Source organism: Ideonella sp. sgz306126, from assembly GCF_056032705.1.
Genome location: NZ_JBVYWP010000002.1, coordinates 323,918 through 340,918 on the forward strand (window position 1 = coordinate 323,918; position 17,001 = coordinate 340,918).

The 17,001-nt window shown below is 72.1% G+C and carries 15 protein-coding genes and 1 pseudogene; 6 read left to right on the plus strand and 10 right to left on the minus strand.

Features of this window, described 5'->3' with window-relative positions; translation table 11 throughout:
- Positions 1-48: 48 nt before the first annotated feature.
- Together AC0N04_RS05920 and AC0N04_RS05925 are read left to right on the plus strand one after the other, a co-directional pair.
- Positions 49-1,236 carry a CaiB/BaiF CoA transferase family protein gene (locus AC0N04_RS05920; protein ID WP_474279653.1) on the plus strand — a complete coding sequence of 396 codons (1,188 nt, stop codon included), beginning with the start codon at positions 49-51 and terminating at the stop codon, positions 1,234-1,236.
- A pseudogene (locus AC0N04_RS05925) lies at positions 1,233-2,555 on the plus strand (MFS transporter); the annotation flags it as partial. The gene AC0N04_RS05920 and the pseudogene AC0N04_RS05925, both read left to right, overlap by 4 nt.
- Before the next feature lie 79 nt (positions 2,556-2,634).
- On the opposite strand, the gene tgt reads toward AC0N04_RS05925, so the two are convergent.
- The 4 genes from tgt to AC0N04_RS05945 all read right to left on the minus strand — a co-directional run bounded on the left by tgt (position 2,635) and on the right by AC0N04_RS05945 (position 5,726).
- A complete protein-coding gene (gene tgt / locus AC0N04_RS05930; RefSeq protein ID WP_474279655.1) occupies positions 2,635-3,780 on the minus strand; it encodes a tRNA guanosine(34) transglycosylase Tgt in 1,146 nt (381 codons plus the stop codon).
- A gap of 47 nt (positions 3,781-3,827) precedes the next feature.
- Positions 3,828-4,217 (minus strand): c-type cytochrome, encoded by a 390-nt coding sequence (locus AC0N04_RS05935; protein ID WP_474279657.1) that lies wholly within the window; start codon positions 4,215-4,217, stop codon positions 3,828-3,830.
- A gap of 182 nt (positions 4,218-4,399) precedes the next feature.
- A complete protein-coding gene (gene queA / locus AC0N04_RS05940) occupies positions 4,400-5,512 on the minus strand; it encodes a tRNA preQ1(34) S-adenosylmethionine ribosyltransferase-isomerase QueA (RefSeq protein WP_474279659.1) in 1,113 nt (370 codons plus the stop codon).
- 82 nt (positions 5,513-5,594) lie between these two features.
- Positions 5,595-5,726, minus strand: a complete 132-nt coding sequence (locus AC0N04_RS05945) for a hypothetical protein (RefSeq protein WP_474279661.1) — start codon at positions 5,724-5,726, stop codon at positions 5,595-5,597.
- Positions 5,727-5,970: 244 nt separating this feature from the next.
- Here AC0N04_RS05945 and recG point away from each other — a divergent pair, with 244 nt between their 5' ends.
- Both recG and AC0N04_RS05955 read left to right on the plus strand, forming a co-directional pair.
- On the plus strand, positions 5,971-8,103 hold the full coding sequence (recG, locus tag AC0N04_RS05950; RefSeq protein ID WP_474279663.1) for an ATP-dependent DNA helicase RecG: 2,133 nt from the start codon (positions 5,971-5,973) through the stop codon (positions 8,101-8,103).
- 10 nt (positions 8,104-8,113) lie between these two features.
- On the plus strand, positions 8,114-9,037 hold the full coding sequence (locus AC0N04_RS05955) for a hydrogen peroxide-inducible genes activator (RefSeq protein ID WP_474279666.1): 924 nt from the start codon (positions 8,114-8,116) through the stop codon (positions 9,035-9,037).
- Between the two features lie 39 nt (positions 9,038-9,076).
- Here AC0N04_RS05955 and AC0N04_RS05960 read toward each other — a convergent pair whose 3' ends face one another.
- From AC0N04_RS05960 to AC0N04_RS05980, 5 genes are all read right to left on the minus strand, one after another.
- Entirely contained in the window at positions 9,077-9,970 is an 894-nt protein-coding gene (locus AC0N04_RS05960) for a DMT family transporter (protein ID WP_474279668.1), read from the minus strand.
- Positions 9,971-10,027: 57 nt separating this feature from the next.
- Complete coding sequence (locus AC0N04_RS05965; RefSeq protein ID WP_474279670.1) at positions 10,028-10,660, minus strand: glutathione S-transferase family protein; 633 nt, start codon at positions 10,658-10,660, stop codon at positions 10,028-10,030.
- A 32-nt stretch (positions 10,661-10,692) separates the two neighbouring features.
- Entirely contained in the window at positions 10,693-11,571 is an 879-nt protein-coding gene (yghU, locus tag AC0N04_RS05970) for a glutathione-dependent disulfide-bond oxidoreductase (protein WP_474279672.1), read from the minus strand.
- A 70-nt stretch (positions 11,572-11,641) separates the two neighbouring features.
- Positions 11,642-12,625 carry an acrylyl-CoA reductase (NADPH) gene (gene acuI / locus AC0N04_RS05975; RefSeq protein ID WP_474279674.1) on the minus strand — a complete coding sequence of 328 codons (984 nt, stop codon included), beginning with the start codon at positions 12,623-12,625 and terminating at the stop codon, positions 11,642-11,644.
- A gap of 90 nt (positions 12,626-12,715) precedes the next feature.
- Positions 12,716-13,012: a 2Fe-2S iron-sulfur cluster-binding protein gene (locus AC0N04_RS05980; RefSeq protein ID WP_474279676.1), complete on the minus strand. Its 297-nt coding sequence runs from the start codon at positions 13,010-13,012 to the stop codon at positions 12,716-12,718.
- Positions 13,013-13,169: 157 nt separating this feature from the next.
- On the opposite strand from AC0N04_RS05980, the gene AC0N04_RS05985 reads away from it, so the two are divergent.
- On the plus strand, positions 13,170-14,327 hold the full coding sequence (locus AC0N04_RS05985; RefSeq protein ID WP_474279678.1) for a CaiB/BaiF CoA transferase family protein: 1,158 nt from the start codon (positions 13,170-13,172) through the stop codon (positions 14,325-14,327).
- A gap of 10 nt (positions 14,328-14,337) precedes the next feature.
- Positions 14,338-15,996 carry an MBL fold metallo-hydrolase gene (locus AC0N04_RS05990; protein WP_474279680.1) on the plus strand — a complete coding sequence of 553 codons (1,659 nt, stop codon included), beginning with the start codon at positions 14,338-14,340 and terminating at the stop codon, positions 15,994-15,996.
- A gap of 6 nt (positions 15,997-16,002) precedes the next feature.
- Here the strand turns inward: AC0N04_RS05990 and AC0N04_RS05995 are convergent, their stop codons facing one another.
- Positions 16,003-16,983, minus strand: coding sequence for a Bug family tripartite tricarboxylate transporter substrate binding protein (locus tag AC0N04_RS05995; protein ID WP_474279682.1), 981 nt, complete (start codon positions 16,981-16,983; stop codon positions 16,003-16,005).
- Between the last annotated feature and the right edge of the window lie 18 nt (positions 16,984-17,001).

The window sequence follows — 17,001 nt, forward strand, 5'->3', positions numbered from 1 at the left end:
TGCATCATGTCACCCGGTCCCGCTGCAACTGTCTTCTGAGATCCACGCATGAGTGCAAATACCACCGGCCCGCTGGCCGGCCTGAAGGTGCTGGAGCTCGGCCAGCTGATCGCCGGCCCCTTCGCCGGCAAGACCCTGGGCGACTTCGGCGCCGACGTGGTCAAGGTCGAGCCCCCCGGCAGCGGCGACCCGCTGCGCCAGTGGCGGATGCTGCACGAGGGCACCAGCGTCTGGTGGCAGGTGCAGAGCCGCAACAAGCGCAGCGTGGTGCTGGACCTGCGCACGCCCGAAGGCCGCGCCGACGTGCGCCGCCTGATTGCCGAGGCCGACGTGCTGATCGAGAACTTCAAGCCCGGCACGCTGGAGAAATGGGGGCTGGGCTACGACGAACTCGCCCGCAGCAACCCGGGCCTGATCATGCTGCGCATCTCGGGCTACGGCCAGGACGGCCCGTACCGCGACCTGCCCGGCTTCGCCGTGGTGGCCGAGGCCATGGGCGGGCTGCGCCACCTGATGGGCGAACCCGGCCGGGTGCCGGTGCGCGCCGGCGTCAGCCTGGGTGACACGCTGGCCGCGCTGCACGGCGTGATCGGCGTGCTGCTGGCCTTGCAGGCGCGCGCCGCCAGCGTCGGCCCCGACGCCCCCAAGGGCCGCGGCCAGGTCGTGGACGTGGCCTTGTACGAAGCGGTGTTCAACTGCATGGAAAGCCTGCTGCCCGAGTACAGCGCCTTCGGCGCGGTGCGCGAACCCGCCGGCTCGGCACTGCCCGGCATCGCACCCAGCAACGCCTACCGCTGCGCCGACGGCCAGGTGGTGATCGGCGGCAACGGCGACAGCATCTACAAGCGCCTGATGGACGCCGTCGGCCGGCCCGACCTGGGGCAGGACCCGAGCCTGGCGAACAACGCGCAGCGCGCCGCCCGCGCCGACGCGCTCGACGCGGCGATCACCGCCTGGACGGTGCAGCGTCCGGTCGCCGAGGTGGTGGCGACGCTGCAGGCGGCGAGCGTGCCGGTGGGCCGCATCTACACCGTCAGGGACATCGCCGAAGACCCGCACTACCGCGCCCGCGGCATGATCGAGCGCATCGTCACGTCCGACGGGCTGAGCCTGGACGTGCCGGGCGTGGTGCCCAAGCTGTCGGCCACGCCGGGCAGCCTGCGGCGCCCGGCGCCTTCGCTGGGCGAACACGACGACGAAGTGCTGGGGCCGCGGCGCCGAGGTCCGTCGGCATGAGCCGCTCGAACCAGTTCGCGCTGCTGCGCCAGCGCCGCTTCGCGCCGTTCTTCTGGACCCAGTTCCTCGGCGCGGCCAACGACAACATCTTCAAGTTCGCGTTCACGGTGCTGGTCACCTACCAGCTCTCGGTGGCCTGGCTGCCGCCGGCGATGGCCGGGCTGGCGATCGGCGCGGTGTTCATCCTGCCGTTCCTGCTGTTCTCGGCCAGCGCCGGCCAGTGGGCCGACAAGGTCGACAAGGCACGGCTGATCCGCGGGGTGAAGAACCTGGAGATCGCCATCATGCTGCTCGGCCTGGCCGGGCTGTGGCAGCCGCAGGTGGGGTTGCTGCTGGGCTGCATCTTCCTGCTGGGCGTGCACAGCACCGTGTTCGGGCCGGTGAAATATGCCTACCTGCCGCAGCACCTGGACGAGCACGAGATCACCGGCGGCAACGGCATGGTCGAGATGGGCACCTTCGTCGCCATCCTGCTGGGCAACGTCGCCGGTGGCATGCTGGTCGCGCTGCCGGCCGGGGCGGCCGGGCTGGGCGGCGCGCGCGCCGTCGCGCTGGTCACGCTGGCGGTGGCCCTGCTGGGCCGGGCCACGGCGCAATTCGTGCCGGCCACGCCGGCCACCGCGCCCGGCCTGCGGCTGAACTGGAACCCGGTCAGCGAGACCTGGCGGAATCTGAAGCTCGCCCACGGCGACCCGGTGGTCTACCGCTCGCTGCTGGCGATCTCCTGGATGTGGTTCTTCGGCGCGGTCTTTCTGGCGCAATTCCCGGCCTTCGCCAAGGAGGTGCTGCGTGGCGACGAGCACGTGGCCTCGCTGCTGCTGGTGGTGTTCTCGCTGGGCATCGGCAGCGGCTCGCTGCTGTGCGAGTCCCTCGGCCGCCGACAGGTGGAAATCGGGCTGGTGCCGCTGGGGGCGATCGGCATGTCGCTGTTCGCCGTCGACCTGTGGCGCGCCACGCGCGGATCGCCGGCCGGCGAATTGCAGGGCCTGTCGGCGTTCCTTCGTCAGCCGGGCCATGGGCGGGTGTTGTTCGACCTGTTCGCGCTGTCGCTCTCGGCCGGGCTGTACAGCGTGCCGATGTACGCGCTGATCCAGCTGCGCTCGCCGCCCAGCCACCGGGCCCGCATCATCGCCGCCAACAACATCCTGAACGCGTTGTTCATGATCGCCAGCAGCTTGATCGTCGGCGCCTTGCTGGGCGCGGGCGTCGGCATCCCGCAGGTCTTCGGCCTGCTGGGCCTGCTCAACGCGCTGGTGGCTGGCGCGGTCTTCTGCTGGGTGCCCGACTATCCGCGGCACTTCCTCGCCTGGACGCGGTCCGCCGGCAAGGCCTGCCTGGCGTGCGCGCGGCACGCGGTGGGTCGCACACCCGCCCGCCGCTGAGCGCGGCGCCGGCAGCTCAGACGCCGCGCGCGCGATCGGCCGCGAACTGCTTGCGGAAATCGCCGAAACGATCGTTGTCCAGCGCCTCGCGCACCTCGCGCATCAGGTTCAGGTAGTAGTGCAGGTTGTGGATCGTCGCCAGCATCGGTCCCAGCATCTCGCCGCAACGGTCCAGGTGGTGCAGGTAGGCACGGCTGAAGCCGCCGTTGACCATGTCGCCGGTGCAGGCGTAGCACGAGCAGGTCTCGTCGATCGGGCGGTGGTCGGTCTTGTGGCGGGCGTTGCGGATCTTCAGGTCGCCGTAGCGGGTGAACAGGTGGCCGTTGCGCGCGTTGCGGGTGGGCATCACGCAGTCGAACATGTCGACCCCGTCGGCCACGCCCTGCACCAGGTCTTCGGGCGTGCCCACGCCCATCAGGTAGCGCGGCTTGTGCGCCGGCAGCCGGTGTGGCGTGTGGGCCATGATGCGCAGCATCTCGTCCTTGGGCTCGCCGACGCTGACGCCGCCGATGGCGTAGCCGGGCAGGTCCATCTCGACCAGCGCCTGCAGCGATTCCTCGCGCAGGTGCTCGAACATGCCGCCCTGCACGATGCCGAACAGCGCGTTCGGGTTCTGCAGCCGTCCGAACTCGGTGATGCAGCGCTGCGCCCAGCGCCGGCTCAGCTCCATCGAGAAGCGCGCCTCCGCCTCGGTGGTCAGGTGGCCCTTGACCTCGAACGGCGTGCACTCGTCGAACTGCATCACGATGTCGCTGTTCAACACCGTCTGGATCTGCATGCTGACCTCGGGCGTCAGAAACAGCTTGTCGCCGTTGACCGGCGAGGCGAAGCGCACCCCCTCCTCGCTGATCTTGCGCATCTCGCCCAGCGACCAGACCTGGAAGCCGCCCGAATCGGTCAGCAGGGGCCGGCTCCAGCGCTCGAAGCCGTGCAGGCCGCCGAAGCTGGCCATCACATCCAGCCCCGGGCGCATCCACAGGTGGAAGGTGTTGCCCAGGATGATCTGCGCGCCCATGTCGTGCAACGAGCGCGGCAGCACGCCCTTGACCGTGCCATAGGTGCCCACCGGCATGAAGACGGGGGTCTCGACCACGCCGTGGTTGAGCGTGAGCCGGCCGCGCCGCGCGTGGCCGTCGGTCTTGAGCAGTTCGAACTGGAGCATGGGCGGGATTGTCGCCGAGCGGTTCCCGGCGCCCCGCCCTGCGGCGCTTACTTGTCGTTCAGCTTCAGGATCCAGCTCACCAGCTTGCCGGCATCGGCCGGGGTGATCGCCACCGCGTTGGGCGGCATCGCCAGGCCGCTGACCTTGCCCTTCCAGTGGCTGGAGTACGGGTTCGAGCCGCCCAGCACGGTGGCGGTGAGCTGCTTTTGCGCGCCCGCCTGGCCCTTGTATTTGGCGGCGACGTCCTTCCAGGCCGGGCCGATCGGCGCCATGCCGTCCGGGCCCTTGGCCCCCGGCTCGACGTGGTGGCAGGTCAGACAACCACTGTGGCTGGCCAGCGCCAGCATCGCGTCGTCATGGGCGGTCGCCGCGGCGGAACCGGCGAAAGCGGCGGCACTCAGGCCCAGCGCCAGGGGGATCAGTGGGAAACGGGACATGGCATCTTCTCCTTGAAACAGTCAAACCCTGGTGCCCACCATAAAAAGCCGCCCGGCTTGTCGGTTGAGATATATCAAGGTTCGACCTGCTTTCGCCAGGATGGCACAAGCCACCCCGTGGCCACTGCAGCGGCGGCGCGACGCGCTGTTCCAGGCTGAGACAGGCGCGGCCGGCGCGGGGGTCAGGCCCGCGCCAGCAACATCGCGTCACCGTAGCTGAAGAAGCGGTAACCGGCCTCGATCGCGTGGCGGTACAGCGCCCGCACCGGGTCGTAGCCCGCGAAGGCACTGACCAGCATCATCAGCGTGCTCTTGGGCAGGTGGAAGTTGGTCAGCAAGCGGTCGACGACGCGGAACTCGAAGCCGGGCGTGATGAAGATCCCGGTCTCGCCGCTGCAGGCCTGCGTCAGTCCCGCCGCACCGGCACGCTGTGCGGCCGATTCGAGGGCGCGCAGCGTGGTCGTGCCGACCGAGACGATGCGCCCGCCGGCCGCGCGGGTGGCGGCGATCGCATCCACCGTGGCCTGCGGCACCTCGAACCACTCGCTGTGCATCTTGTGCTCGGCGAGGTTCTCGGTGCGCACCGGCTGGAAGGTGCCCGCGCCCACATGCAGGGTCACCCGCGCCCGGCCCACCCCGCGGGCCTCCAGGGCCGCCAGCACCGCTTCGTCGAAATGCAGTGCCGCGGTCGGCGCCGCCACCGCCCCCGGTGCACGGGCGAACACGGTCTGATAGCGCTCGGCATCCTCGGGCGCATCGGCGTGGGTGATGTAAGGCGGCAGCGGCACATGGCCGAACGCTTCCAGCAGCGCCAAGGGGTCGGCCGGCAGGCGCAGCCGGAACAGCGATTCGTCCGGTCCGCCACGGCCCAGCACCTCGGCCTCGAAGCCGCCCTGGCCGCCGTCCACGCCGAAGCGCAACCGGCTGCCCGCCTTGGGCGACTTGCTGGCCCGCAGGTGCGCCAGCACCTCGGCGGGCTGGCCCTCGACGCGCGGCAGCAGGCGCTCGACCAGCGCCTCGACCGCGCCTCCGGTGGATTTTTCGCCGTGCAGCCGCGCTTTCAGCACGCGGGTGTCGTTGAACACCAGCAGGTCGCCGGCATCGAGCAGGCCGGGCAGGTCGGCGAAGCGCCGGTCGACCGGTCGATCGCCGCGGCCGTCGAGCAGGCGCGAGGCGCTGCGCTGGGCCGCCGGGTGCTGGGCGATCAGCGCGGGGGGCAGCGCGAAATCGAAATCGGCCAGCGTGTAGGGACGGCCGCTGGGATGCAGGGCGGAAACGGAAACAGGACGCGACATGGCTTGCAGGCTGAACCGACCTTCAAGTGAACGGGCCAGGATTGTTCCATGCCAGCCGGATCCGCACCGGCCAGGCCCCGACTCAGCGGCCGGCGAGCGCCGGAGGGTTCATCGCCGGGGGAGCGCCGTCGGAGCGGTCCCAGGCCCAGGCCAGCGCCAGGGCCAGTCCCAGCACGAAGGTCAGCAGGAGCAGCAGGCGGGCGAGCAGGCGCATGGCTTGGGGCAGGTGAGAACCGGCAGAAAGGGGGGCAGGCGATGTCGACGGAGGCAGCTCGGCATGCTGCGCGATTGTCACCTTGGCCCTCGCTGCGGCGCGTGAGCGAAGGCCTTGTTTCGTGTCAAGGCGTACCGACCTCGGGCGGTCTGTGGCCGCCGCGAAACGCCCGGCGCAGATTCTTCACGCGCCGATCGCCGGGGCGGGGCTGCGGCCGGCCGCCGCCGCCGGTCAAAATCCGGTCATGTCCGCCCACCCCGCCCCCGAGCCGCCCTCCGAGGCGGACGGCCCGCCGCCGGCCGCCGCGCCCAAGCCGCCCAGCGGCCCGGCCCGCGCGCTGGAACGTCTGGGGCTGGACTCACCGATGGCGCTGGCGTTGCACCTGCCCCTGCGCTACGAGGACGAAACCCGGCTGACGCCGGTCGCCGAGGCCCGTCCCGGCCAGGCCGCGCAGATCGAGCTGCAGGTGCGCGACGCCCGGGTCGAGCTGCGCTCGCGCCGGCAGCTGATCGTCCACGCCCAGGACGATGCCGGCGACGAGCTGGTGCTGCGCTTCCTGCATTTCTACCCCTCGCACCAGAAGGCCTTCTCGCCCGGCGCGCGGCTGCGGGTGCGGGGCGAGGTGCGCAGCGGCTTCTTCGGCCGCGAGATGGTGCACCCGAGCTTCAAGCCGGTGAGCGCCCAGACGCCGCTGGCGGCGTCGCTGACCCCCGTCTACCCGGCCTCGGCGCAGCTGCCGCAGGCCTACCTGCGCAAGGCGGTGGCCGGCGGGCTGCAGCGGGCGATGCTGGACGAGGTGCTGCCGCCAGGCACCGTGCCGGCCGGCCTGCCGCCACTGCGCGAGGCCTTGTGCTTTTTGCACCACCCGCCGCCCGGCACCCGCCTGGACCGCCTCGAAGACCACAGCCACCCGGCCTGGCAGCGGCTGAAGTTCGAGGAGCTGCTGGCCCAGCAGTTGTCGCAGATGCAGGCCCGGCGCGAGCGCGCGCGGCTGCAGGCGCCGGCCCTCGCCCGCCGGCCCGGCGGGCTGCACGAGCCCTTGCTGGCCGGGCTGCCGTTCACGCTCACCGCCGCGCAGTCGCGCGTGGCCGACGAGATCGCCGCCGACCTGGCGCGGCCGCAGCCCATGCACCGCCTGCTGCAGGGCGACGTCGGTTCGGGCAAGACCGTGGTGGCGGCGCTGGCGGCCTGCATCGCGATGGACGCCGGCTGGCAGTGCGCGTTGATGGCGCCGACCGAGATCCTGGCCGAGCAGCACTTCGCCAAGCTGGTGCAGTGGCTGACGCCGCTGGGCATCGAGGTGGCCTGGCTCAGCGGCAGCCGCAAGGGCCGGCTGCGGCGCGGCCAGCTCGATGCAATCGCCAGCGGCTCGGCCAGGCTGATCGTCGGCACCCATGCGGTGATCCAGGACGACGTGCACTTCCAGCGCCTGGGGTTGGCGGTGGTCGACGAGCAGCACCGCTTCGGCGTCGCCCAGCGGCTGGAACTGCGCCGCAAGCTGCGCGAACACACCGCCGGCGGCGCGCGGCTGGAGCCGCATCTGCTGATGATGAGCGCCACGCCGATCCCGCGCACGCTGGCGATGACGTATTTCGCCGACCTGGAGGTGAGCACGCTCGACGAACTGCCGCCCGGCCGCAGCCCCATCATCACCCGCGTCTTCGCCGAGACGCGCCGCGCCGAGGTGCTCGCCCGCATCCGCGACGAGCTGACGCGTGGCCGGCAGGCCTACTGGGTCTGCCCGCTGGTCGAGCAGTCCGAGGCCGAGGACCTGGCCGGCCACTCGATGGCCGAACTCAGCAACGCCACCGAGACGCACGCCGAGTTGAGCGCCGCGCTGCCCGGCATCGCCGTGGGCCTGCTGCACGGCCGCATGAAGGCGGCCGAGAAGGCGGCGGTGATGGCGGCGTTCAAGGACAACCAGCTTGGCGTGCTGGTCGCCACCACGGTGATCGAGGTCGGGGTCGACGTGCCCAACGCCAGCCTGATGGTGATCGAGCACGCGGAGCGCTTCGGCCTGGCCCAGCTGCACCAGCTGCGCGGCCGGGTCGGACGCGGTGAAGCCGAGAGCGTCTGCGTGCTGCTCTACACCAGCCCCTTGTCCGAGACCGGCAAGCAGCGCCTCCGGGCGATGGCCGAGACCACCGACGGCTTCGAGATCGCGCGCCGCGATCTGGAGTTGCGCGGTCCCGGCGAATTCATGGGCGCGCGCCAGTCGGGCGACGCGCTGCTGCGCTTCGCCGACCTGCAGGACGACGCCCCGCTGTTGGCCCAGGCCCGGCGCATGGCGCCGCTGCTGCTGGACCGCCACCCCGACGCCGCCCGCGCCCAGGTGACGCGCTGGCTGGGCAGCAAGGCGGAATTCCTGAAAGCCTGACAATCGCGCCATGACCCTGACCGAGCTTCGCTACATCGTCGCCGTCGCCCGCGAACGGCATTTCGGCCGCGCCGCCGAAGCCTGCTTCGTCTCGCAGCCGACGCTGAGCGTGGCGATCAAGAAGCTGGAAGAAGAGCTGGATGTGAAGATCTTCGAGCGCGGCAGCACCGAGGTCAGCATGACACCGCTGGGCGAGGCGATCGTGCGCCAGGCGCAGCAGGTGATCGAGCAGGCGCAGGGCATCCGCGAGATCGCCGAGCGCGGCAAGGACCCGCTGGCCGGGCCGCTGCGCCTGGGCATCATCTACACCATCGGGCCGTACCTGCTGCCTGAACTGGTGCGCCAGGTGATCGAGCACACGCCGCAGATGCCGCTGATGCTGCAGGAGAACTTCACGGTCAAGCTGCTGGAGATGCTGCGCACCGGCGAGCTCGACTGCGCCATCATGGCCGAACCGTTTCCGGATGCCGGGCTGGCGATCGCGCCGCTCTACGACGAGCCCTTCATGGTGGCCGTGCCCAAGGACCACCCGCTCGCCCGGCGCAAGAAGGTCAGCTCGGAGGAGCTGAAGAAGGAGACGATGCTGCTGCTGGGCACCGGCCACTGCTTCCGCGACCACGTGCTGGAGGTCTGCCCCGAGTTCGCCCACTTTTCCAGCGACACCGAGGGCATCAAGAAGAGCTTCGAAGGCTCGTCGCTCGAGACCATCAAGCACATGGTGGCCTCGGGCATGGGCGTCACCGTGGTGCCGCGGCTGTCGGTGCCGGCTGAACTGCAGCCGCACCTGCGCTTCATCCCGTTCGAGGCCCCCGTGCCGACGCGGCGCGTGGTGCTGGCCTGGCGCCGCAGCTTCACGCGCTACGAGGCGATCGCGACGCTGCGCAACGCCGTCTATGCCTGCAAGCTGCCGGGCGTCAAGCGCCTGAGCGCCTGACCGGCCGGGTGCACTGACCCGACCGGCCTGGCCGCGGGCTCACTTGCGCGCCAGCCACACGCCGAACACCGTCAGCGCCATGCCGACCCAGGCCAGGCCGGCCAGCGTTTCGCCGAACAAGGCCCAGGCGACGAGCGCGGTGGCCGGTGGCGTCAGGTAGAACAGGCTGGCCACGTTCACGGCGCTGCCGCGCCGGATCAGCAGGTTCAGCAGGCTCACCGCGCCGAGCGACAACACCAGCACCAGCCAGCCCAGCGCGAAGACGAAGTGGGGCGTCCACTGCACCCGCATCGTTTCGGTCTGGCCGGCCACCAGGGCCGTGACGGCCAGGCACGGCAGGAACTGGATGACCGAGCCGGTGCGCAGGTCGAACGCCGGGCAGAAGCGCTTTTGGTACAGCGTGCCGGCGGTGATGCCCAGCAGCGCGATCACCGCCGGCAGCAACATGCCGGCCAGCGCCGCGGCGCTGGCGCTGGTGGCCAGCTTCTGCGCGACGACGAGGCCGACCCCGGCAAAGCCCAGGGCCAGCCCGGCCCACTGGGTGCCGCGCACGCGCTCCCCCAGAAAGAGCCCTGCGCCCAGCGCCGTGAGCACGGGTTGCAGGCCCACGACCAGCGAGGTGACCCCGGCGGGCAGGCCGTGGCGGATGGCGGTGAACACGCCGCCCAGGTACACGGCATGCACCAGCAGTCCCGACACGCCGATGTGCAGCCACTCCGGCCCGGTGCGCGGCCACGGCGCGCGCATGACCACGGCGGCGCTCGCCATCAGCGCCAGCACCAGCAGGTAGCGCAGGCTCAGAAAGGTCAGCGGCTCGGCGTAGGGCAGACCGAACTTGGCGCCGATGAAGCCGGTGCTCCAGAGGCCGACGAACAGCAGCGGGTACAGCGACGACAGCACGCCCGGGTGCGGCGCAGAGGAGGTGGAAGACATCCCTGGATGTTAGGGGGTCGGCGCAGCGGTCCGGTGGCGCGCGGCACCCGCGCCGCGCTAGCGCGACATCGACGGCCGCTGCGCCATCGCGGCGCGCCAGCGCTGCAGGTGCGGCTGCTGCTCGTCGGGCTTGAGCTTCACGACGCGAGCGAAGTCGACCGCCACCACGGCCGTGATGTCGGCGACGCTGAATTGATCGGCGGCGACGAAGTCCCGTCCGGCCAGGCGCTCTTCGAGCGTCGCGAAGAACTGCCGCACCCGCGCCAGGCCGCGCTGCGCCAGCTCGGGGATCTGCGGATAGTCGACCGGCCCGGGCAGCGCCCGGTTGGCCATCGCCGGCGCGCTGTTGCGCAGCGCCTCGGCGACCGCCAGCAGCCCCTCGAATTCGACGCGCCAGTGCCAGCTCGCGATCTCGGCCTGGTCCCGCGCGCTGCGGCCCAGCAGCGGCGGTTCGGGGAAACGCGCCTCCAGCCAGGCGGTGATCGCCGCGTTGTCGGTCAGCAGCAGGCCGTCGTCGGTGCGCAGCGCCGGCACGGTGCACTGTGGATTGATCTGGCGGTAGGCCTCGCTCCGCTGCTCGCCGTGGCGCAGATCGATCTCGACCGTGTCATGGACGACCCCCTTCTCGGCGAGCAGGATGCGGGCGCGGCGCGGGCTGGGCGCGGTGGCGCAGTCGTACAAGGTGATCATGGTGCGGTCTTTCTGCGGGCGGGCACGCGGCGTCAGAGCGGCGGCGGCGCCAGCTTGTCCTGGGTCCGGGTGTCGACATCGGCGGCGTCATGGCGCTCATGCAGCTGGCTGGACGCCTCGCCCCAGGTCCGGTTGACCTTGCGCCCGCGCTGCACAGCCGGCCGCTGCGCGATCTGGTCGGTCCAGCGCAACACGTGCTGGTAGTCCTGCACCTGCAGGAATTCACCGGCCTCGTAAAGCTGGCCCTTGACCAGCGTGCCGTACCAGGGCCAGACGGCCATGTCGGCGATCGTGTAGTCGGTGCCCGCCAGGTAGGGGCGGTCGGCGAGGTGGCGGTCGAGCACGTCGAGCTGGCGCTTGACCTCCATCGCGTAGCGATCGATCGCGTAGCCGATCTTGCTCGGCGCATAGGCGTAGAAATGGCCGAAGCCCCCGCCGAGGAAAGGCGCGCTGCCCATCTGCCAGAACAGCCACGACAGGCATTCGGCGCGCTCCGGCCCACCGGCCGGCAGGAAGGCGCCGAACTTCTCGGCCAGGTACATCAGGATCGCGCCGGATTCGAACACCCGCACCGGCGCCGGCCCGCTGCGGTCCACCAGGGCCGGGATCTTGGAGTTCGGGTTGACCGCGACGAAGCCGCTGCCGAACTGCTCGCCTTCGTTGATGCGGACCAGCCAGGCGTCGTACTCCGCGCCGGCATGGCCACGCGCCAGCAGCTCTTCGAGCATCACCGTGACCTTGACGCCGTTCGGCGTGGCCAGCGAATACAGCTGCAGCGGATGGCGGCCGACCGGCAGGTCGCGTTCGTGGGTCGGGCCCGCGACCGGGCGATTGATGTTCGCGAAGCGCCCGCCGTTGTCCTTGTTCCAGGTCCAGACCTTGGGCGGTGTGTAGGCGGACGCGTCGGTCATGCAGGGCTCTCCAGGCGGGGGACGGATGGGTGGGCGCCGACGGCATGCCGGCGCCGGGGGATGGCGGGGCTCAGCGGTTCACGTCGACCACCGTGCGGCCGCGGATGCGGCCTTCGAGCAGGTCGGCGCTGGCCGAGACGATCTCGCTCAGGCCGATCTCGTGGCTCATGCGCGCCAGCCGCTCGCCCTTCAGGTGGCCGGCCAGCAGCGCCCAGGCCTGTTCGCGCTGCGAGTTGGGCACGAACACGCAATTGATGCCATAGAGCGTGATGCCGCGCAGGATGAAGGGCATCACCGTGGCCGGCAGGTCGGCGCCCTGGGCCAGGCCGCAGGCCGCCACCGCGCCGTTCCAGCGGGTCTGGGCCAGCGCGTTGGCCAGCGTGTGGCTGCCCACCGAGTCGACCACCCCGGCCCAGCGCTCGCTCTGCAGCGGCCGGCCGGCCGCCGAGAGTTCGTTGCGGTCGATGATGCGCTCGGCGCCCATGAACTGCAGGTATTCGGCTTCCTGGGCGCGGCCGGTGGACGCCACCACGCGGTAGCCCAGGCCGGCCAGCAGCGCCACCGCCACCGAACCGACGCCACCGGCCGCGCCGGTGACCAGCACCTCGCCGTCGCCCGGCGCGACGCCGTGGCGCTGCAGCGCCATCACGCACAGCGCCGCGGTGTAGCCGGCGGTGGCGATGGCCATCGCCTCGCGGGTCGAATAGGCCTCCGGCAGACGCAGCAGCCAGTCGCTTTTCAGTCGCGCCTTCTGCGCCAGGCCGCCCCACTCGGTCTCGCCCAGGCCCCAGCCGTTGACGACCACCCGGTCACCGGGCCGCCACGCGGCACTGTCGCTGGCTTCCACCACGCCGGCCAGGTCGATGCCCGGCACCATCGGCCACTTGCGCACGATGGCTCCGCGGCCGGTGACGGCCAGCGCGTCCTTGTAGTTCAGGCTGGAGTAGTCGATCCGCACCGTCACGTCGCCGGCCGGCAGCGCGGCGTCGTCGAGCTCGACGAACTCGGCATGGGTCTTCTTGTCGTGCTGGGTCAGCATCAGGGCCTTGAACATCGTCGTCTCCGGAGTGCGTTGAGCCAAGCGCAAAATCATCGCACGACGGCGATGAGCCCGCAGTCGCGAGGCCTTCCGGTGGGGCGAGGCTCAGGGGAGCAGCCGCGCACCGGGGGCCTCGAGCGTCAGGTCGCCCGCCGCCTCGGCGACACAGGGCAGGATCCAGCCCTGGGCCTTTTCCTCGGCACTGACGCCGGGCCACTCGATGCGGTAGCGCACCTCGCCCCGCACCAGGCGGCACAGGCAGCTGCGGCAGCTGCCGTTGCGGCACGAGCGCGGCAGGCGCACACCGGCCTGCAGCGCGGCGTCGAGCAGGCTTTGCCCCGGGGCGACCGGCAGGCTGCGGCCCAGCGGCTCGATGCGCAAGGTGACCGGAGGCGGGGACATCGCGAGCAGGAACGGACGAGGTGGAGGACTTCTTGCCGCCAACGCACGAGGCGCCGGCCCCGGCCAGTGTAGGGGCCCGCCCGGCCGACATCCCCTTGGACACCGTGCCCGCCGACATTCCGTAGACTGGCGCTCCCTGTGACCGAGACACCGACCGATGGGCCCATTGAACGGATTGCGCGTGATCGAGCTGGCGAGCATCGGCCCCGGACCGATGTGCGCGATGCTGCTGGCCGACCTGGGCGCGGACGTGCTGCGCATCGACCGGCTCGAAGCCAGCGGCCTGGGCGTGCCGCTGGCGCCGCGCTTCGACGTCACCTCGCGCAGCCGCCGTTCGGTGGCGCTGGACCTGAAGTCGGCCGCCGGCCGCGACGCCGCGCTGCGGCTGATCGACACCGCCGACCTGCTGATCGAGGGCTGGCGCCCCGGCGTCGCCGAGCGCCTGGGGCTGGGCCCGGCCGTGTGCCACGCCCGCCACGCCGGCCTGGTCTATGGCCGCATGACCGGCTTCGGCCAGACCGGCCCGCTGGCCGCCGCCGCCGGGCACGATCTCAACTACATCGCGCTGAGCGGCGCGCTGCACGCCATCGGCGCGGCGGGCGACGCCCCACTGCCGCCGCTGAACCTGGTGGGCGACTACGGCGGCGGCGCGCTCTACCTGGCCTTCGGCCTGCTGGCCGCGCTGTTCGAGCGCCAGCGTTCCGGCCGCGGCCAGGTGGTGGACGCGGCGATGGTGGACGGCGCGGCCTCGCTGATGTCGATCTTTCACGGCCTGGCCGCCGCCGGCGGCTGGGACGCCCGCCAGCGCGGTGCCAACCTGCTCGACGGCGGCGCCCCGTTCTACGCCACCTACGAGACGGCCGACGGGCGCTGGCTGGCCGTCGGCGCGCTGGAACCCAAGTTCTTCGCCGAGCTGGCGCGGCGCATCGGGCTGGACGAGCGCTTCGTGCGCGGCCAGCACGATCGCGCGCTGTGGCCCGAGATGCGCGCGGCGCTGGCGGCGCTGTTTCGCCAGCGCAGCCGCGACGCCTGGTGCGCGCAGCTGGACGGCAGCGACGCCTGCGTCGCGCCGGTGCTGAGCCTGGACGAGGCCCCCGCCCACGCCCACGCCCGGGCCCGCGACGCCTACGTGGCGGTGGACGGCGTGGTCCAGCCGGCGCCGGCGCCGCGCTTCGACCGCAGCCCGACCGCCGCCCCGCGTCCGGCCCCCTGGCCCGGCCAGCACACCCGCGAACTGCTGGCCGAAGCCGGCCTGGCAGCCCCCGAAATCGATGCGCTGCTGGCCGGCGGCGCTGCACTGCAAACCGAAGGATGACCCCCCGACCATGACCTCCCACGACCCGGACAGCATCGGCGCGCGCAAGGCCGCCAGCGTGATCGTGCTGCGCGACGGCACACCCGGCCCCGAGGTGCTGATGCTGCGCCGAGCCGAACGCGACGGCGACCTGCGCAGCGGCGTCTGGGTCTTTCCCGGCGGGGTGCTGGACCCGGTCGATGGCCGCCTGGAGGCGCGCTGCGACGGCGATGACGACCTGCGCGCCAGCGCCCGCCTGGGCCTGCCCGTGGGCGGCCTGGCCTACAGCGTCGCGGCGGTGCGCGAATGCTTCGAGGAAGTCGGCCTGCTGTTCGCCCAGGGCCAGGTCGACGCGGCGCTGGCCGAGCAGAGCCTGACCGTGACCGGCGACGATTTCGCCGCGCTGTGCGAGCGCCGTGCGCTGCGCCTGGCGGTCGCCGAGCTGGTCTATCACAGCCACTGGCTGACGCCGCCCGGCCTGCCCAAGCGCTTCGACACCCGCTTCTACGTCGCCCGTGCGCCCGCGGGCCAGGTGCCGCGGGCCGACGAGGGCGAGGCGCTGGAGCTGGCCTGGCTGACCCCGGCGGCCGCGCTGGACGCCGCGGCGCGCCTGAAGCTGCTGCCGGTGACCCGCCGCACGCTGCAGGACCTGGGCCGCTTCGCCAGCGTGCAGCAGATCCTCGACGACGCGGCCGCGCGCCGCCACCCGCCTCGCGTCATGCCGCGTCTGGGCCGCGACGTGCGCGGCGTGCGCCCGGTGCTGCCCGACGAATGGGCCTACGCCGAGATCCGCCGGCTCGACCCCGCCGGCCGCGGCGACGTGCACATCGACCTGCAGGCGCTGCGCGTCGTGGCCTTGTCCGAGCGGGTGCGGCGCATCACCTGCAACAACGGCTCGGTGATGACCGGGCCGGGCACCAACACCTACCTGATCGGCGCGCCGGGCAGCGGCGAGGTCGCGGTGCTCGACCCCGGCCCGGCCGACGAGCACACCGAGGCCCATCTGCACGCCGTGCTGGCCGCCGCGGCGCCGGCGCGCATCAGCCGCATCCTGGTCACCCACACCCACAAGGATCATTCGCCCGCCGCCGCCCGCCTGCAGCAGCTGACCGGCGCGCCGGTGATCGGCTGCCGCGCGGCGCACGCCGAGTGGCAGGACGCGGGGTTCGCCCCCGCGCACGCCCCGGCCGACGGCGAACGCATCGCGCTGGGCACCGGCTGCACGCTGCGCGCGGTGGCCACGCCGGGCCACGCGTCAAACCATGTCTGCTGGCTGCTGGAGGAAGAGCGCCTGCTGTTCACCGGCGACCACGTGATGCAGGGCTCGACCGTGGTGATCAACCCGCCCGACGGCGACATGGCCGACTACCTGGCCTCGCTGCAGCGCCTGTTGACGCTGGAGCTGGACTGGCTGGCCCCCGGCCACGGCTTCCTGATGGACCGGCCGAACGACGAGCTGCGCCGCCTGATCGCGCACCGCCTGGCGCGCGAGGCGAAGGTGGTGGACGCGCTGCAGGCCGGCGGCCCGCGCGCCGCCGAAAGCCTGCTGCCCCAGGTCTACGGCGACGTGCCGGCCGCCCGCCACGCGTTGGCGCTGCGCTCGCTCGGCGCGCACCTGCTGAAGCTGCAGCACGACGGCCGCGCTGCGCCGGATGACCAGGGTCGCTGGGCGCTGGCCGCGCCGCGCTGAAGGCCCTCAGTCGAGCTGCACGCCGATGCGGCGGATCACCGCGCCCCAGCGCTCGCGGTCGCTGGCGACCACGCTGCGGAACGCCGCCGCGCTGCCGCCCACCGCCGTCATGCCCTGGGCATCCAGCACGGTCTTGACCGACGGGTCGGCCAGCGCCGCGTTCACGTCGGCGTTGATCCTGTCGATCACCGCGGCCGGCGTGCCGGTGGGCACGAACAGGCCGTTCCAGGCCAGCGAGTCGATCTTCAGGCCGGCCGAGGCCAAGGTCGGCAAGGCCTTCAGGCTGTCGGGGCGTTGGGCGCTGCTCACCGCCAGCAGCCGGATCTTGTGGCTGCGCACCAGCGGCATCAGCGCCGGGGCGACCATGAACGTCGCATCCGCATCGCCCTGGGCCACGGCCATCGCGGCCGGCGGCGAGCCGTTGTACGGGATGTGGGTGCCTTGCGCGCCGATCTCGGACAGCAGCAGCGCCATCGTCAGGTGGGCCGAGCTGCCGTTGCCCAGCGACGCGTAGTTCATGCCGCCCTTCTTCGCCCGCGCCCAGGCGATGAACTCGGGCAGCGTCCTGACCGGCAGCTGCGCGTTGACCGCCAGCACGTTGGGCTGCGAGGTCGTCATCACCACCGGCTGCAAGTCCCTGGCCGGGTCGTAGGCCATCTTGCGATAGAGGTCGGGGGCGAAGGCGATCGGCCCGTTAAACGACAGCACCATCGTCTGGCCGTCGGGGGCGGCCTTGGCCACCATGTCGGTGCCCAGCATGCCACCGGCGCCCGGTTTGTTCTCGACCAGCACCGGCTGGCCCCAGCGGACCTTGAGCCGGTCGCTGAGCAGGCGCGCCACCACGTCGAGCGAGCTGCCGGCCGGCGCGGGCACGATGAGATGCACCGCCTGCGTCGGCCACGGCGTCTGGGCCTGCGCCGTGCGCAACGGGACGGCGAAGGTGCTGGCGGCCAGCGCGGCCGCGCAGATCAGGGTTCTGCGGTTCATGGCGTGAGCTCAAGTGCC

Bases quoted from the DNA above. Each gene is read 5' to 3' on its own strand.
- AC0N04_RS05920 (WP_474279653.1), top strand. From the start codon at position 49: ATGAGTGCAAATACCACCGGCCCGCTGGCCGGCCTGAAGGTGCTGGAG.
- tgt (WP_474279655.1), bottom strand. From the start codon at position 3,780: ATGCTCCAGTTCGAACTGCTCAAGACCGACGGCCACGCGCGGCGCGGC.
- AC0N04_RS05935 (WP_474279657.1), bottom strand. From the start codon at position 4,217: ATGTCCCGTTTCCCACTGATCCCCCTGGCGCTGGGCCTGAGTGCCGCC.
- queA (WP_474279659.1), bottom strand. From the start codon at position 5,512: ATGTCGCGTCCTGTTTCCGTTTCCGCCCTGCATCCCAGCGGCCGTCCC.
- AC0N04_RS05945 (WP_474279661.1), bottom strand. From the start codon at position 5,726: ATGCGCCTGCTCGCCCGCCTGCTGCTCCTGCTGACCTTCGTGCTGGGA.
- recG (WP_474279663.1), top strand. From the start codon at position 5,971: ATGTCCGCCCACCCCGCCCCCGAGCCGCCCTCCGAGGCGGACGGCCCG.
- AC0N04_RS05955 (WP_474279666.1), top strand. From the start codon at position 8,114: ATGACCCTGACCGAGCTTCGCTACATCGTCGCCGTCGCCCGCGAACGG.
- AC0N04_RS05960 (WP_474279668.1), bottom strand. From the start codon at position 9,970: ATGTCTTCCACCTCCTCTGCGCCGCACCCGGGCGTGCTGTCGTCGCTG.
- AC0N04_RS05965 (WP_474279670.1), bottom strand. From the start codon at position 10,660: ATGATCACCTTGTACGACTGCGCCACCGCGCCCAGCCCGCGCCGCGCC.
- yghU (WP_474279672.1), bottom strand. From the start codon at position 11,571: ATGACCGACGCGTCCGCCTACACACCGCCCAAGGTCTGGACCTGGAAC.
- acuI (WP_474279674.1), bottom strand. From the start codon at position 12,625: ATGTTCAAGGCCCTGATGCTGACCCAGCACGACAAGAAGACCCATGCC.
- AC0N04_RS05980 (WP_474279676.1), bottom strand. From the start codon at position 13,012: ATGTCCCCGCCTCCGGTCACCTTGCGCATCGAGCCGCTGGGCCGCAGC.
- AC0N04_RS05985 (WP_474279678.1), top strand. From the start codon at position 13,170: ATGGGCCCATTGAACGGATTGCGCGTGATCGAGCTGGCGAGCATCGGC.
- AC0N04_RS05990 (WP_474279680.1), top strand. From the start codon at position 14,338: ATGACCTCCCACGACCCGGACAGCATCGGCGCGCGCAAGGCCGCCAGC.
- AC0N04_RS05995 (WP_474279682.1), bottom strand. From the start codon at position 16,983: ATGAACCGCAGAACCCTGATCTGCGCGGCCGCGCTGGCCGCCAGCACC.